This window comes from Pseudoduganella ginsengisoli (genome assembly GCF_009720865.1).
GTDB classification, from domain to species: Bacteria; Pseudomonadota; Gammaproteobacteria; order Burkholderiales; family Burkholderiaceae_D; genus Rugamonas; species Rugamonas ginsengisoli.
Window position 1 is genome coordinate 1 of record NZ_WNLA01000002.1, and the last position, 17,145, is coordinate 17,145.

Below are 17,145 nucleotides of genomic sequence, written 5' to 3' on the forward strand. Positions count from 1 at the left end.
AGCGCCGCCGATGGCGCTGGTCCGGCAGCCGGCCCCGGCAACGGTCCGATGCCGGCCGCTGCCGACACGGTGGGCCGCGCCGCCATGCGCGGCGGCTTTTCCCCGGCGGCGCGCTGGTTCATCCAGCGCGACAGCACGGTGAACAGCAAGTTCGGCGCAATCGGCTTGGTGATGAATTCATCCATGCCGGCCGCGATGCAGCGCGCCTGGTCATCGCGCCCTGCATTGGCAGTCATGGCAATCACCAGCGTTCCCGCCAGGCGCGGGTGGGCGCGGATGATGCGCGTGGCTTCATAGCCGTCCATGACCGGCATTTGCACATCCATCAGCACGCAATCGAAGTGTTCCTTCAACAGCAGGTCGATGGCTTCCTTGCCGTTATTGGCGATACACACGGTGGCGCCCGCATCTTCCAGCAATTCCTGGCCCACCTGCTGGCTGAAGATATTGTCTTCCACCAGCAGGATGGACGCCCCCTTGAACGATTCCATGACATCGGGCTGCAATACCTTGGCCACGCCTGCTTCCAGTAAGGTCGTGCCCTTGACGAGGCGCGCCGTGAACCAGAACGTGCTGCCCTGTCCTTCCACGCTGTCGACACCGACCGTGCCGCCCATCAGTTCAGCCAGCTGCTTGGAAATCACCAGGCCCAGGCCGGTGCCGCCATATTTGCGGGTGGTCGACGTATCGCCCTGCTGGAACGACTGGAACAGATTCGCCATCTGGCTCTTGCTCATGCCGATGCCGTTATCCTGCACTTCAAAGCGCGCCACGCAATAATTGTCGCGGTCTTCCACCGGACGCACACGGATGTGGATTTTGCCGTTCTCGGAAAACTTGATGGCATTGCTGGTGAAGTTCAGCAGGATCTGTTCCAGGCGCAGCGGGTCGCCGCGCAATTGCGGCGGCAAACCAGGCCACACTTCAAACGCCAGTTCCAGGTTCTTGCGGGCCGCGCTGTCACTGAGCTGGTTGGCCACGTTGCCCATCAGCGTATTGATGGAAAAGTCCAGCACTTCCAGCTCCAGCTTGCCCGCTTCGATCTTGGAAAAGTCCAGGATGTCGTTAATAATGCCCAGCAAGTGCTGGCCTGAGTGGAAAATCTTTTGCAGGTAATCGCGCTGTTTCGGATTCGTGACGGATTTCAGCGCCAGGTGCGCCATGCCGATGATGCTGTTCATCGGCGTGCGGATTTCATGGCTCATATTCGACAGGAAGTCGCTCTTGGCCTGGTTGGCGGCCTGCGCCTGTTCTTTCAGGTTGTGCAATTCCGTAATATCGGTGGCCAGCGAAATCACGGCCGCCACTTCGTTATCGATAAGCACGGGCGCTTTCACGGACCACAGGTGGTGCACGCCGCCGCGCCGGTCCACGTAGCGCTCTTCGCCGGCCCGCTTCAAGCCGTCGGAAAAGATGCGCCGCTCTTGTTCCCACGCGGCGTCCGCCTCTTGCCGCGGCATCAATTCATGGTCGCTGCGGCCGACAATCTCGTCGACGGGGCGGCCCATGATTTCCGCCATCTTGGCATTGGCATAGATATACCGGCGGTGCTGGTCTTTCATGAATACGCGCGCATCGATGTTGTTGAGCACACTGTCGAGCAACTGGCGCTGTTCCACGGCGCTGCGGCGCGAAAAATACAGGGTCAGCAGATAACTGTAAATCAGCATGGTGCCGATAAAGCCCGTCGCCAGCGCGATCCACGGGAAGTATGCATCCAGGCCCGTGTGCATATCGGTTTTCTTGACGCGGAACAGCGCTTTCCACAGCGAGCCATTGAAATCAATCGGCAGCACGGTTTCCAGGTAATCGTCCGGATTGTCCAGCTTGGCCGGCTCCCCTTCCAGCGAGCCATTGTCGTTGTACAGCAGCCGGTCGCTGGGTTCGATGGTGAGGCGGCGCTTTTCCGCATCGGTCGAACTGTCCGCATACAGCAGCATATGGACCTGGCGCAGCGCCATTTCATCGATGGCGCCCTGCACCAGCTTGGAGACGGAAAAACCGATGCCCACCGTGCCGACATAGGCGGCGCGGCGGCTGGCCACGTCATTGATGGGCATGCCGCGTTTATACACCGGCAGGCGCATGCCCAGCCCGATGTGCGGCACCGGCTTTTTCACAAGGATAGGCTGGCCCGATGCGCTGACCTGGCCCGTGTCGCGCGACTGTTCCAGCGCCTTGCCGATGGCCGGCACGGAACCAATGTCGACGCCAAAGCGCTCTTTGACGATATCCATGGGTTCCATGTACAGCAGCACCGTGTACTGGCCGCTGGGGCTGGGCTTTTTGATATCGAAATTCGGATAGCCGGCCGGATCCAGGCTTTTATCGGCGCGCACGGCGGCCACGAAAGCAGCCCGCTCCGCTTCCGTGACCGGCACGGCGTAATTCAACGTTTCAATTGCCGGAAAATGCAGCGGCAAATTCAGGCTGCTGACGTACTGGTGGAATTGCAAACGCGTCAAATTGTCCGACGTCTGGAACAGCGCCACCAGGCCCCGCACCACGTCGGAATACGCTTTGACGCGGGCGGAAATGCTGTACTGTGTGCTGCGCGCCAGATTATCAAAGCGCTGGCGGTCATCTTCATCCACCACGCGGGCTGCGTTGGCGTACAAGACCATGCCAATGGCGACCGACAGCGACAAACCTATGCCCCAGAGCAAGGTCCGCAGGTTGAGCAAGCTTTTTAGCCAGGCACCCAGTTTACGCATCGGCACTCACGCTACGCCAGAAGAAGTTTTGCATTGCAGCAGCATACTATTAAACACAGTGGCCAACCAGTTTTAATCCAATCAGCCTATTGATCTGCAAGGCGGGGACCGCATCATACACGCAGTGGCGGAACAACGATGGCATTCATGCCACAATGAGCAAAAAACGGAGACGCCAATGCTGATCAATTCCGAACTCGACCCCTATTTGTGGCTGGAAGACGTCGGCGGCGACGCGCCGCTGGACTGGGTGCAGCGCCAGGCCGCCATCGCGGAAGGGGAATTGAAGCGCCACCCCGAGTTTGACACCATCCATGGCCGCCTGCGCACGATCTTGAATTCGCAGGAGCGCATTCCTTATGTGACCGTGCATGGCGGCTGGTATTACAACTTCTGGCGCGACGCCAGCCATGTGCGGGGCATCTGGCGCCGAACCACGCCCCAGCAATACGGCAGCGCGGATCCGGCATGGGAAACCATGATCGACCTCGATGTGCTGGCCAATGTCGAGGATGAAAACTGGGTGTGGAGCGGCGTAGTATTCCTGCATCACGGCGACCGCTGCCTGGTGTCGCTGTCGCGCGGCGGCGGCGACGCCCACGTGCTGCGCGAATACGACCTCGATGCAAAAGCGTTCGTGTCAGGCGGGTTCATGCTGCCGGAAGCGAAAAGCCAGGCGGCCTGGCGCGACCGCGACAGTATTTTTGTCGCCACCGATTGCGGTCCCGGCACGCTGACGCAGTCCGGCTATCCCCGCACGGTGCGGGAATGGCGGCGCGGCGCGGCGCTGCTGGATTCCCCCGTGCTGTTCGAAGCCGCCGTGGACGACCTGGGCGCCGGCGCCTGCATGGACTTCACGCCGGGCCACCGCCATGAATTCATCTGGCGCTCGATGACGTTTTATACCAACGAACTGTACCTGCGCGAAGGCCCCGTGCTGACCCGCATCGCCAAGCCGGACGACGCCAACGCGTATACGGTGCGGGGCCAGCTGATCATCGAATTGCGCTCGGCCTGGGAAACCGGCGGCGCCGTCTATCCGCAGGGGGCGCTGCTGGCCACGGATTTCCGCGCCTTCCTGCGCGGTGAACGCCAGATGGCGGTGCTGTTCGAACCCTCGCCCACCACGTCGCTCGATGGCGTGTGCGTGACGCGCTCCACGCTGCTGCTCAATATCCTCGACAATGTGAAAAACCGGCTGGTGGAATTGACACATGGCGCACACGGGTGGCGCGCGCGCAACGTCGACGTGCCCGCGTTTGGTTCGCTGGAAGCGTCGCCGCTGGACGCCATCGACAGCGATGAATATTTCCTCACCGTGACGGATTTCCTCACGCCGACCACGCTGGCGCTGTGCCGCGCGGGCAGCGATGAACGCACCGTACTGCGGCGCCTGCCCGCCTATTTCGACGCCGAACCCTATGAAGTGCGCCAGTTCAGCGCCCGCTCGCGCGACGGCACGCAAGTACCCTACTTTGCCGTGCTGCCGCGCCATGCTTGCGGCCCGCTGCCGGCGCTGCTGTATGGCTATGGCGGCTTTGAAGTGTCGCTGAAGCCGTATTACAGCGGCGCGACCGGCGCCGGCTGGCTGGAGCATGGCGGCATATATTTATTAGCCAACATCCGGGGCGGCGGCGAATTCGGCCCCCGCTGGCACCAGGCTGCGCTGAAGGAAAACCGCCAGAACGCGTACGACGATTTCATCGCCGTGGCCGAAGATGCGATCGCGCGGGGCCTGACGTCGGCCGGCCACCTCGGCATCATGGGCGGCAGCAATGGCGGCTTGCTGGTCGGCGCCGTCATGGCGCAGCGGCCGGAATTGTTCAATGCGGTCGTGTGCCAGGTGCCCCTGCTGGACATGCGGCGCTACCACCAGCTGCTGGCCGGCGCGTCGTGGGTGGGGGAATACGGCGATCCGGACGATCCGGCCCAGTGGGCCTATATCGCCCGCTATTCGCCTTATCACAATGTCAGCGCGCAGCGCGCCTATCCGCGCATGCTGCTGACCACGTCCACGCGCGACGACCGCGTCCACCCCGGCCACGCGCGCAAAATGGCGGCGCTGATGCTGGAACAGGGGCACGACGTGCTGTACTGGGAAAACACGGAGGGCGGCCATGCAGGCGCGGCCAATAATGACCAGCAAGCGCTGATGTGGGCGCTGACTTATGCGTTCTTGTTACAACAATTAAAATATTGATTGAATTTACATATTTTTCTTGCAATAATGTCTGAAATGCCACGAGCAGCCGCTACGGGTATTTGAAACTCCCTCTTCTGCCCGCTCTCAGCGGGCTTTTTTTTGGACCAGCCGCGGGGCTATCGTGCGCACCGGAAAGAATAATCGTCGTATCGTAGAGAAAAAAGTTGCCGAGTGTAATTGTAAAATCCGCAAAGTAACATTTTTCATACAGTATGCAATTTCGCAATTTAAATCTTGACTCACCGGCTTGTAAGAGTATCTTTTACGTGCCCCTGCATCTTCCCAAGAGGACGTCCCGATGAACGATATGACTGAACTCGCCGACCAACTCGACGTCAAACTGCTGTTGCAGACGTTGATGGCGCTAAAGCGGGGCGACTTTACCGCGCGCATGCCATCCGACTGGACGGGCATGTCCGGCAAGATCGCCGACACGCTGAACGACATCATTGAAACCAAAGAAAAAATGGTCAAGGCCGTGACCGACGTGTCGCGCGTGGTGGGCCGCGAAGGCCGGTTGACGCAGCGGGCGTCCGTGCCGCACGTGTCCGGCGGCTGGGCCACCATCATCAGTTCCGTCAACACGCTGATTGACGACCTGGTGCGCCCGACCACGGAAATGGCGCGCGTGATCGGCGCCGTGGCAAAAGGCGACTTGTCGCAAACCATGGCGCTGGAAGTGGACGGCCACCCATTGAAGGGCCAATACCTGCGCGCGGCAATGACCGCCAACACCATGGTCGAACAGCTGTCGTCGTTCTCGTCCGAGGTGACGCGGGTGGCGCGGGAAGTGGGGACCGAAGGCAAGCTGGGCGGCCAGGCGCAAGTGAAAGGCGTGGCCGGTACGTGGAAAGACTTGACCGACTCGGTGAACTCGATGGCGGGTAACCTGACGTCGCAGGTGCGTAACATCGCGGAAGTGACGACGGCCGTGGCCAACGGCGACTTGTCGAAAAAGATCACGGTGGACGTGCGCGGCGAGATCCTGCAGCTGAAAGACACGATTAACGTGATGGTGGACCAGTTGCGGTCCTTTGCATCGGAAGTGACGCGCGTGGCGCGGGAAGTGGGGACCGAAGGCAAGCTGGGCGGCCAGGCGTATGTGCCGGGCGTGGGCGGCACGTGGAAAGACTTGACCGACAACGTGAACTTCATGGCGTCGAACTTGACGGGCCAGGTGCGCAACATCGCCACCGTGACGACGGCCGTGGCCAACGGCGACTTGTCGAAAAAGATCACGGTGGACGTGAAAGGCGAAATTCTCGAATTGAAAAACACCATCAACGTGATGGTGGACCAGCTGTCGTCGTTCTCGTCCGAGGTCACGCGCGTGGCGCGGGAAGTGGGCACCGAGGGCAAGCTGGGCGGCCAGGCGCAAGTGAAAGGCGTGGCCGGTACGTGGAAAGACTTGACCGACTCCGTGAACTCGATGGCCGGTAACTTGACGGGCCAGGTGCGTAACATTGCCGACGTGACGACGGCCGTGGCCAACGGCGACTTGTCGAAGAAGATCACGGTGGACGTGAAAGGCGAAATTCTTGAACTGAAAAACACCATCAACGTGATGGTGGACCAATTGAACTCGTTTGCATCGGAAGTGACCCGCGTGGCGCGTGAGGTCGGTACCGAGGGTAAGCTGGGCGGCCAGGCCAACGTGCCTGGCGTGGCCGGTACGTGGAAAGACTTGACCGACGGCGTGAACTCGATGGCGGGCAACCTGACCGGCCAGGTGAGGAATATTGCGGAAGTGACGACGGCCGTGGCCAACGGCGACTTGTCGAAGAAAATCACGGTGGACGTGAAAGGCGAAATTCTCGAACTGAAAAACACCATTAACGTGATGGTGGACCAGCTGTCGTCGTTCGCATCGGAAGTGACCCGCGTGGCGCGGGAAGTGGGTACCGAGGGCAAGCTGGGCGGCCAGGCGTATGTGCCGGGGGTTGGCGGTACGTGGAAAGACTTGACCGACAACGTGAACTTCATGGCGTCCAACCTGACGGGCCAGGTGCGTAACATTGCGGCCGTGACGACCGCCGTGGCGCGCGGCGACTTGTCGAAGAAAATCACGGTGGACGTGAAAGGCGAAATTCTGGAGCTGAAAGACACCATCAACGTGATGGTGGACCAGCTGTCGTCGTTCGCATCGGAAGTGACGCGGGTGGCGCGGGAAGTGGGTACCGAAGGCAAGCTGGGTGGACAGGCCAACGTGTCCGGGGTGGCCGGTACATGGAAAGACTTGACGGAAAACGTCAACCAGCTGGCGGCAAACCTGACCAACCAGGTGCGCGCGATTGCCGAAGTGGCGACCGCGGTGACACGCGGCGACTTGTCGCGTTCGATTCAGGTGGAAGCGCGCGGCGAAGTGTCCTACCTGAAGGACAACATCAATGAGATGATCCGCAACCTGAAGGAAACCACGCAGAAAAATGCGCAGCAGGACTGGCTGAAAACCAACCTGGCGCGTTTCACCCGCCTGCTGCAGGGCCAGCGCGACTTGCAGGCCGTGACGAAACTGATTCTGTCGGAACTGGCGCCGCTGGTGTCCGCGCACCACGGTGTGTTCTACATGATGGATTCGCAGGAATCCGACGCCCGCCTGCGCATGATTGCGTCGTATGGCTACCGCTCGTCGCGCAAGCTGCCGACGTCGTTCCTGCCGGGCGAAGGGCTGGTCGGCCAGTGCGCGCTGGAGAAAGTGCGGATCTGGCTGACGGACGTGCCACGCGACTACATCGTCGTGTCGTCCGGCCTGGGTTCCGCGCCGCCGAACAACATCGTCGTACTGCCGATTTTGTTTGAACAGCAGGTCAAGGCCGTGATTGAAATCGCGTCGCTGGACCGCTTCACGGAAACCCACTTGTCGTTCCTCGACCAGCTGATGGAATCGATCGGCGTCGTGCTGAATACGATTGAAGCAAACAGCCGGACGGAGTCCTTGCTGACCCAGTCGCAATCGCTGGCGCAGGAACTGCAGCAAACCAACCAGGAGCTGGCGGAAAAAGCCCGCCTGCTGTCCGAACAGAATATCGAGGTGGAACGGAAAAACCGCGAGGTGGAACAGGCCAAGCTGGCGCTGGAAGAAAAAGCCACGCAGCTGGCCCTGTCGTCCAAGTACAAGTCGGAATTCCTGGCCAATATGTCGCACGAATTGCGCACGCCATTGAATTCGCTGCTGATCCTCGCGCAACAGCTGGGCGACAACCCGGAAGGCAACCTGTCGAACAAGCAGGTGGAATTCGCAAAAACCATCCACGGTTCGGGTTCCGACTTGCTGACCTTGATTAACGACATTCTGGACTTGTCGAAGATCGAGTCCGGTACCGTGACGCTGGACGTGTCGGAATACCGCTTCGCCAACTTGCGCAACTATGTGGACCGCACGTTCCGCCACATGGCCGAAGCCAAGCACCTGGGCTTCTCCGTGGAATTGCGCGACAACTTGCCGACCGCCTTGATGACGGACGTGACGCGCCTGCAGCAAGTGTTGAAAAACCTGCTGTCGAACGCATTTAAATTCACCAACCACGGCCAGGTGTCGCTGACCATCGGCCTGGTCAACACCGGCTGGACCAGCGACCACCCCAACCTCGTGCATGCGGACGCCGTGCTGGCGTTTGCCGTGTCCGACACCGGTGTCGGTATCGCGGCCGACAAGCTGCAGCTGATCTTCGAGGCATTCCAGCAGGCCGACGGTTCCACTGCCCGTAAATACGGCGGCACCGGCCTGGGCCTGTCGATTTCCCGAGAACTGGCGCGCTTGCTGGGCGGTGAAATCCGCGTGGAATCCGTGGTCGGCAGCGGCTCGACCTTTACGCTGTTCCTGCCGTATAACCGCGCCGGCTTCATCAACTATGACCTGGGCCGCCAGGCGCCCACGCGCGCGCCCGTGCAGGCGCCAAAGATCGTCTACACGCCGCCGCCGGAACCCGCGCCGGCCGCCGTACACGACGTGGTGGATGTCGATGCGGAACTGGTGGAATACAGCTCCACGCTGGATGACCGGGGCATCGTGGCGCCGGGCGACCCGTCGGTGCTGATTATTGAAGACGATGAACGCTTCGCCAAAGTCGTGCTGGACTTTGCCCGTGAAAAGAATTTCAAGGGCATCGTCACGCACCAGGGCGACTCGGCGCTGTCGCTGGCGCGCGATTACCTGCCGTCCGCGATCCTGCTCGATATCGACTTGCCCGACATTGACGGTTTCACCGTGCTGGACCGCCTGAAGCGGGATCCGAGCACGCGCCACATCCCGGTACACGTGATGTCCAGCCTGCGCGAGCGGGAACGGGCGCTGCGCCAGGGTGCGATTTCTTACCTGAACAAGCCGGTCAGCAAGGATGACTTGCAAGAGCAATTCATCCGTATCCAGAAGTTCCTGCTGGGCGGCAAACGCAGCCTGCTGGTGGTCGACGATGAAGAACAGCAGCGCGACGCCATCATTCACCTGATCGGCGACGCCGACATCCATATCGTGGCGGTCGGTACCGGTGAAGCCGCGCTGAAGGAACTGCATGAAGGCCACTTCGATTGCATGGTGCTGGACTTGACTTTGCCCGACATCAGCGGTTTCGACTTGCTGGACATTATCGGCAAAGATTCCAGCCTGCGCGATTTGCCGATCGTGATCAACACGGCCAAGGAGTTGAACCGCAAGGAAGTCACGAAGCTCAAACGCTATGCGAAAACCATCGTCATCAAGGATGCGCGTTCGCCGGAACGCCTGCTCGATGAAACCGCGCTGTTCCTGCACCGTTCGCAGGCCAGCCTGCCGGAACTGCAGCGGCGCATGCTGGAAGAAATCCACGCGGCAGATTCGGGCCTGGCGGGACGCAAAGTGCTGATTGTCGACGATGACTTGCGTAACATCTTTGCGCTGTCGTCACTGCTGGAGCGCCAGCAAATGCACGTACTGTTTGCGGAAAACGGGCGTGACGGCATTGAAGTGCTGGAGCGCGACCCCGGCATTGAAATCGTGCTGATGGACATCATGATGCCGGAGATGGATGGCTACGACACGATGCGGGCAATCCGCCGCATCCCGAAATTCAAGTCGCTGCCGATCATTACGCTGACGGCGAAAGCCATGAAGGGCGACCGCGACAAGTGTATTGCGGCCGGCGCGTCCGACTACATTACGAAACCGGTCGATGTGGCGCAGCTGCTGTCGCTGATGCGTGTCTGGCTGCATTGATTGGCTGCGCCGATGGGAAATGTGACGCCAATGCTGCGTGAAGCCGCGCCGGAAGTCGAAGCGCTGGAACTGGAGTTGCTGCTGGAAGCGCTGCTGCAGCGCTATGGCTATGATTTTCGTGGCCATGAGCGCGCGGCGCTGCGGCGCAAGCTGCGCGCCGTGATGCAGCGGCGCGGCTTGCGTACCCTGTCGCAATTGCAGGACCGCGTGCTGCACGAACCGGCCGCGGCATCGGCAGCGCTGCGCGCGCTGCACGTGCCGCCCGCCACCTTGTTTGATGATCCCGACGAAGCCCGCCAGCTGCGCCAGCTGGCGGGCGCCGGCTTGCGGGGCGCCGCCCTGCCCCGCATCTGGCTGGCCGATTGCGCGGGCGCGGAACAGGCGTGGACCCTGGCCATCATCCTGGCCGAGGAAGGCTTGCTGGAGCAGACGGAAATCCACGCGACCGTGGCCAGCGATGAATTGCTGGCCGAAGCGCAGGATGCATCGATCGCGCCGGAGTCAATGGCGCGCTATCAGGCCGCCTACGTGCGTAGCGGCGGCCAGGGCGAGCTGTCGCGCTTTTTCACGGCCAGCGGCAAGCGCCTGGCGCTGGCCGCACCGCTGCGCTCGCACATCACGTGGGCGCAATACAACCTCGTGACCGATGCATCGTTCAACGAATTCAACATGATCGTGTGCCGCCGCGCACTGCCGGATTTCGGGCCGCTGCTGCGCCAGCGCGTACTGCATTTATTCCACGCCAGCCTGGCGCCGTTCGGCATCCTGGGCCTGGACCGCGCGATCGATGCAACGGATGCGCTGACTGCGCAATATGCTGAAATGCCGCAGCCAGGCTGGTGCCGCCGCATCGCGTGACCGGGCTACCCTGCTGTGGCGCTGGGCCGTTCGGCCATCCTGTCCCGCCACGCCTGCAGGTGCGGCAAGCCTTCGGCGGCGGGACGGAATTTCATCAGGCCCCGCGCAAATTCCAGCGCACAGAAGGCCGTGATGTCGGCAATGGTGAATCGCTGCCCTGCCACAAACGGCTGCGCCGCCAGCACGCCATCGAGCCAGCGCGCCGTGTCCCGCACCTTGACACCCTGCGACGCCCCAAAATCGGCAAACTGCGGCTGTTCCAGCGTGGCCAGGCCCGGATGCGTGTGGCGGATGCAGTTGGCAAAGCCGAAGAACAGGTGCAGTTCAACGCGCCGGTCCGTCATTTCAATGAAGGCGCGGTCATCAAACCCGTCGCCCATTAAATTCGGTTCCGGATACAAGCCTTCCAGGTAAGTGCAAATGGCGCGCGTCTCGGCCAGCACGCGGCCATCGTCGAGCTGCAGCGCCGGCACACGGCCGAACGGATTGACAGCCAGGAATTCCGGGCTGCGGTGTTGCAGCGCGCCCAGGTCGATCAGCTGGGTGTCCATGCCCGTGATCCCCTTTTCCGCGATAAACATGGTGACGCGGCGGGGATTGGGCGCCCTGGCGCTGGTATAGAGTTTCATGCATGCCCCCTCGACTGGCCGGTTTCCAGCATCTTGCGCGCTTCCTGCGCGAATTGCTCGGCCTTGTCTGGACTGGCGTGGCGGTCCAGCTGCGACGGCGGCATCGTGATCCCTTTGCGCACGGCGGGCCGCCCGCCCACCAGCGCCAGCCAGCGCTGCAAATACGGCATGCCGTCGACGGCCACCCCCGACCAATTGTGCGTCCGCACCCACGCCCAGTTGGCAATATCGGCGATCGAATACTCGCCGGCCAGATATTCATGGTGCTGCAAATGGCTATCGAGCACGCGGAATAAGCGGCTGCATTCGCCATGATAGCGGTCGATTGCCGGCTGTAATTTTTCCGGGAAATAGCGGTAAAACACATTGGCCTGCCCCATCATGGGCCCAATGCCGCCCATTTGAAACATCAGCCATTGCAAAACGCGGGAACGTCCCTGGGCGTCAGCGGGCAGCAATTGCCCGGTTTTTTCAGCCAGATAAATCAGGATGGCGCCTGACTCAAATACCGCGAAATTATCGGCAGCGCGGTCAATTATCGCGGGAATACGGCCATTGGGATTAATGGACAGGAACCACGCTTCCTTTTGCTGTCCTGCCGCAAGGTCCAGCACGTGCATGGTATAGGGCAGCGCCAATTCTTCCAGCACAATGGAAATCTTGTGGCCATTCGGCGTCGCGGCAGTATATAAGTCGATCATTTATTCCCCCCCCGAAAAAATGCCAGTGTAGGGGAAAATCAAAATGAATACCGGCAAACACTGCAGGCAAAAAAAGACCGGCGACTTGGAGGAGGGGCCGGTCAAAACGCTTTTGGAGCGCGGGGATAATCGTGCCGCGTCTGGGGGATACGGCAACCCGGCGCGCAGTGATTGCTGCGCGCTACAGGTGTTACTGTGCCAGTATTCCCTGCAGGTAAGCTTAGGGATTGATTAAGAATGGCCGGAGAATCTGTAACAATTGCAACAGGCAAAAAAAACCCGCGACGTGTCGCGGGCGAAGGGATTCAAATCGGGAGAGATTTGAAAGAGCGGTATCATCATCGCACGGTTCGATGACTGCTTGATGACAGTCATCTATTGCTATGGTGGTGCTCTGAAATCCTTGCTGTCAGGACGTAGATTAGTACAAAGAAATAGACCTAATTCTCACCAATAATCACAATGCGACATTTTTTACGGCTAACCACAATTTCCACGCTACTATTGGTGTATGGCTGTGCACAATTACCAACACCTATTGTGCAAAAGGCAACCACCGCACCGCCACCGGCCTGGGTGCAGCCGAGCGGCACAGCATGGAAAATTGACAGCGATGCGCTGATTGCCGTGACGGTGCGGCGCGGCGGCGCCCTCGCCCGCCTCGGCCATGACCACGTGGTGGCGGCCCGCACTTTGCGGGGCTGGGCCTATCCGGGAACCGGAACAGAACCGGCACGGGCCGCTTTCACTTTCCGGCTCGACGCCATGGTGGTCGATGACGAAGCGCTGCGCACGCAGGCCGGGCTGGCCAATACGCCGTCGGCCGATGCGATTGCGGGCACACGCCGCAATATGCTGACAAAAGTGCTGGATGCGGAACACTATCCGGAAGTGCTGGTGCAGGCCGAACAAAGCAGCGCCGGCGCACTGAATGCGGACATCACGCTGCATGGCGTGACGCGCCGCTATACGATCCCTGCCGCCATCGACCGGCAGGCCGGCAGTATCAGCGCCACCGGCAAGTTCACATTACTGCAAAGTGATTTCGGCATCACGCCGTTTTCCGTGCTGGGCGGCGCGCTGGCCGTGCAAGACCAGCTGGAATTGCGCTTCGCCATCCGCGCGGCGCCATCCAGGACGCCCGTCATTCCCAATTAGCGGACAATTAGCGGGCAATGATGAGGCGCAGGCCCAGGCCCACGAAAATGGTCCCGGCAATACGGTCCAGCCACAGGCCGGCGCGGGGGCTGCGGTTGATCCACTTGCCGATCGCGCCGGAGAAATAACCCAGCAAACCGAACAGCACACATGCTTGCAGCGTAAAGATCAGCCCCAGCTGCGCGGTCTGCCAGCTGGCGCCGCCGCGCTCCGCCACCACGAACTGCGGCAGGAAGGACAGGAAAAACAGCACGACCTTGGGGTTGATGCTGTTGGCGAATAAACCTTTGCCGAATAATTTCGCCAGCGATTCATCCGGGACGCCATCCGCTTTGACCTGCGCGCCGCCCTTGCTGCGCAAGGCGCCCCAGCCAAGCCAAATCAAATACAGTCCGCCAAACACTTTAAGGGCGGTGAATGCCGTGGGCGACGCGGCAATCAGGGCACTGACACCCAGTGTGGCCAGCAACGTATGGGTCAGGCAGCCGAGTGCACAGCCCAGGCCGAATGCCATGCCGCGCGCGCGGCCTTTGGACATGCCCACGCCCAATACCATCAAGTTATCCGGTCCGGGCGAGGCAGTAATCAGCATGGCGGCGGCAAGAAAGCCAAAGAATTGTTGAGCAGAGATCAGCAAGGTAGGGATTCCGGGAAGAGTCGATTAAAATATGGCAAGCCACATATTTTACTATCACTGCGCAGCCGTCCAGCGGCAGTCCGGACCACACGATGTTCCTACCACCCATCGCCCTGCTTGCCAGCGCACTCCGCTACCTCGTGGCCGGCCCGGCGGCCAGGCTGCTAGCCTGTTTGCTGATGCCGCTGGCATTGATCAGTGCGCCATCGCAGGCCGCGCCGGAAGCCGATACCCGCGCAGGCCAGGCCGTGCTGACCAAAGCCACCACCCTGGATTTGCTGAAACACGGTACCTTGTACCAAGACAATGGCCGCGCTTTTCCGTCCGATCCGGCCGACTTGCCTGCCTTTATCGCGGCCTTGAAGCCTGCCGCCAAGGTCGATTTGCTGGGCGGCAGCTATTGGCTGCACGCGCGTCTGCGCAATGACACGCGGCAGAGCGGCTGGGTCATCGACCCCAACGATACGCTGATCGACCGGGTTGAAACACGGCTCTATGGCCCGGACACGGCGCTGCAGCATTTGTCCACCGGCTACCGCGCACCGCATGAATACCTGCTGCACTATGGTAAAGACGTGGCGCTGCAGCCTGGCGAAACGTATGATGTGCTGATCCGCTTTTCCAGCCCGTATTACGCCCGCACGCCCGTCTTTGCCGTCACGCCGCAAGACGCTTACCGCACGCTGGTGGCGCGCGAAAACTTTCTCATTATTGGTTCCATCGGCGCACTGGTGGCGCTCGCCATTTTCAATTTTTTCATTTATACGTACACGCGCGACCGCTCGCCGCTGTATTACTCGCTGTATGTGCTGTGCTATGCGACGGGCTGGGGCGTCACCTTCCACTTGCCGGCCGACCTGTTCGACTGGCATGACTTGCGCTTCCATTACATCCCGTTCTTCCTGCTGCCGGTGTTGAGCACGCTGTTTTACCGCGCCTTCCTGCGCCTGAAACAGACGGCGCCACGGCTGTACAAAGCCAGCAACATCAATTTTATTTTGCCGCTGCTGTTGCTGCCCAGCTGCTTTGTCGCGCTGCCGTACGCGCATACGCTGGCCACCATCGTGATTTCCATCTGGATGACCCTGGCGCTCACGACCGGCATCATCGTGTGGCGCAAAGGCTACCAGCCGGCCCGCTTCTTTATCCTGGGCTTTATTGCCCTGATGCTGCCCGGCGTACTGATCTTGCCGGCCAACGTGGGGCTGATCCCGGCCGCCGTGGAAAATGCCCAGCTGTTCACCCTGCTGGGCGGCACGCTCGACGGCGTGCTGCTGGCTTTTGCACTGGCCGACCAGATCCGCCTGCTGCGCAACCACCTGGAACAGCGCGTCCAGGAACGCACGGCGGAACTCACGGAAGCCAAGGAACACGCGGAAATCGTCAGCCGCCACCGTATCGACTTCCTGTCCGCCATGAGCCACGATATCCGCACGCCGCTGGCGGGCGTGATCGGCATGCTGAAATTCGCGCTGCGCGACCAGACCGTGCGGGGCCGCACGGAAGAGTACTTGCGCATCGGCCTGCAAAACAGTGAAGCGCTGCTGGCCATCCTCAACGATATCCTGGACTTTTCCAAGATCGATGCGGGCAAGCTGTCGATAGAAACCGTCGACCTGGACTTGCGCACGCTGATCGATGAAGCGGTCGGCATCCTGCAAGCGCAGGCCGACGCCAAGAGCCTGCTGCTGAAAGTCGACCTGTCGCTGGACTTGCCCCGCTACGTGCAGGGCGACCCCACCCGCATCCGCCAGATCCTGCTGAACTTGCTGGGTAATGCCATCAAATTCACGGACCGGGGCGAAGTACGGCTGGAAGCGTCCGCCAAGCCGGGCCGCAATGGCTTGACCTACGTGCAATTCAACATCCGCGACACGGGCCCCGGCATCCATGCGTCCACGTTGGCGCGGCTGTTCCAGAAATTCGAGCAAGCCGATATTTCCACCACGCGCCGCTTTGGCGGCACGGGGCTGGGCTTGGCCATCTGCAAGGAATTGGTGGAATTAATGGGCGGCGTCATTGGCGTGGAAAGCACGCCAGGCGTGGGGTCGAATTTCCATTTCACGTTGCCGCTGGCGCTGGGCATGCCGCCGGAACATGATTTGCTGGCGCTGCCACGGGAAGCGCGCCATGCGTACCGCCTGAAGATCCTGTGCGCGGAAGATGTGCGCACCAACCAGATCATCATCAGCACCTTGCTGGAAAGCATGGGCCACGAAGTCGCCATCGTGGAAAACGGCATCGATGCGCTGGCGGCGCTGTCGCAAGACGATTACGACCTGGTGCTGATGGATGGCCGCATGCCGACCATGGATGGCGAACAGGCTGCACGCCTGATCCGCCGTGGCGGCAGCGAAGATTACCGCGTGCGCGATACCAGCGTGCCCATCATTGCCCTGACCGCGAATGCCAGCGACCATGACCGCGCGCGCTACCTGGCGGTCGGCATGGATGGCTTCCTTAGCAAGCCGGTCGATGAACGCTTGCTGTATGACCAGATTGAAAAAACCATTGCCCAGCTGCTGTCCCGCGGCTGCACGCTGCGCCTGGTCGAGCCGGATGCGCACGCCGGCGCCGGCGCCATGCCGCCTGCGCCGCCGACGGAAGCGGAACTGGCCGCGCAATTCGGCGTGCCGCCGCTGGAAGTGCCCGCGCAACCGATCCACAACGATGGCAAGATCCGCATCCTGCCGCTGGCGGGCCTGTCGCAAAAACACATGCAGCGCATCACGCAAGCCTTCCTCGACGAAGCGCCGCGCCGCCTGGAACTGGCGCGCTCCGCAGTGCTGGGCGGCAAAGCCGGCGCGGCGTCCGCAGCCTTCCATGCATTGAAAGGCAGCGCGGGCTATCTGAGTTCCACGCAGCTGCACACGCTGTGCCACAAAATGGAAAAGCTATCGGCCGCGGGCGAGCTGGAAGAAGTCATTGCCAGCCTGCCGGAATTACAGGAAGCGCTGGAACAGGCGTGCAGCGACTTGCGCGCCGGCGTCCAGCCGCAGGAAGCCAGCCTGGCCGCCAACTGACGCGCTGTGTGCGTCAGTCAACGGAGCCGGC

Annotated in this window: 10 protein-coding genes; 6 read left to right on the forward strand and 4 right to left on the reverse strand. The window is 61.2% G+C overall.

The features are described 5' to 3' along the window. Positions 1 to 2,714, reverse strand: a 2,714-nt coding sequence (locus tag GM668_RS04715; RefSeq protein WP_155437804.1) for a CHASE domain-containing hybrid sensor histidine kinase/response regulator family protein, incomplete at its 3' end; no start/stop codon positions are given. A gap of 178 nt (positions 2,715 to 2,892) precedes the next feature. On the opposite strand from GM668_RS04715, the gene GM668_RS04720 reads away from it, so the two are divergent. The 3 genes from GM668_RS04720 to GM668_RS04730 all read left to right on the forward strand — a co-directional run bounded on the left by GM668_RS04720 (position 2,893) and on the right by GM668_RS04730 (position 10,966). Further along, on the forward strand, positions 2,893 to 4,914 hold the full coding sequence (locus GM668_RS04720; protein ID WP_155437805.1) for a prolyl oligopeptidase family serine peptidase: 2,022 nt from the start codon (positions 2,893 to 2,895) through the stop codon (positions 4,912 to 4,914). A gap of 301 nt (positions 4,915 to 5,215) precedes the next feature. Further along, positions 5,216 to 10,108, forward strand: coding sequence for a HAMP domain-containing protein (locus GM668_RS04725; RefSeq protein ID WP_155437806.1), 4,893 nt, complete (start codon positions 5,216 to 5,218; stop codon positions 10,106 to 10,108). A gap of 30 nt (positions 10,109 to 10,138) precedes the next feature. Further along, the gene (locus GM668_RS04730; protein WP_170305494.1) at positions 10,139 to 10,966 is read left to right on the forward strand and encodes a CheR family methyltransferase; all 828 of its coding nucleotides are present in this window, start codon (positions 10,139 to 10,141) and stop codon (positions 10,964 to 10,966) included. A 5-nt stretch (positions 10,967 to 10,971) separates the two neighbouring features. Here the strand turns inward: GM668_RS04730 and GM668_RS04735 are convergent, their stop codons facing one another. Both GM668_RS04735 and GM668_RS04740 read right to left on the reverse strand, forming a co-directional pair. Then, the gene (locus GM668_RS04735; protein ID WP_155437808.1) at positions 10,972 to 11,595 is read right to left on the reverse strand and encodes a glutathione S-transferase family protein; all 624 of its coding nucleotides are present in this window, start codon (positions 11,593 to 11,595) and stop codon (positions 10,972 to 10,974) included. Beyond that, a complete protein-coding gene (locus tag GM668_RS04740; RefSeq protein WP_155437809.1) occupies positions 11,592 to 12,296 on the reverse strand; it encodes a glutathione S-transferase family protein in 705 nt (234 codons plus the stop codon). The genes GM668_RS04735 and GM668_RS04740 overlap by 4 nt, the downstream gene beginning before the upstream one ends. Before the next feature lie 43 nt (positions 12,297 to 12,339). Here GM668_RS04740 and GM668_RS04745 point away from each other — a divergent pair, with 43 nt between their 5' ends. Both GM668_RS04745 and GM668_RS04750 read left to right on the forward strand, forming a co-directional pair. Further along, positions 12,340 to 12,531 carry a hypothetical protein gene (locus GM668_RS04745; protein ID WP_155437810.1) on the forward strand — a complete coding sequence of 64 codons (192 nt, stop codon included), beginning with the start codon at positions 12,340 to 12,342 and terminating at the stop codon, positions 12,529 to 12,531. 305 nt (positions 12,532 to 12,836) lie between these two features. Next, the gene (locus GM668_RS04750) at positions 12,837 to 13,454 is read left to right on the forward strand and encodes a YceI family protein (RefSeq protein ID WP_371868632.1); all 618 of its coding nucleotides are present in this window, start codon (positions 12,837 to 12,839) and stop codon (positions 13,452 to 13,454) included. Between the two features lie 7 nt (positions 13,455 to 13,461). Here the strand turns inward: GM668_RS04750 and GM668_RS04755 are convergent, their stop codons facing one another. Next, entirely contained in the window at positions 13,462 to 14,046 is a 585-nt protein-coding gene (locus GM668_RS04755; protein WP_211923350.1) for a LysE family translocator, read from the reverse strand. A 137-nt stretch (positions 14,047 to 14,183) separates the two neighbouring features. Here GM668_RS04755 and GM668_RS04760 point away from each other — a divergent pair, with 137 nt between their 5' ends. Next, positions 14,184 to 17,114, forward strand: coding sequence for a hybrid sensor histidine kinase/response regulator (locus GM668_RS04760; RefSeq protein WP_229498936.1), 2,931 nt, complete (start codon positions 14,184 to 14,186; stop codon positions 17,112 to 17,114). The last annotated feature ends 31 nt before the right edge of the window (positions 17,115 to 17,145 follow it).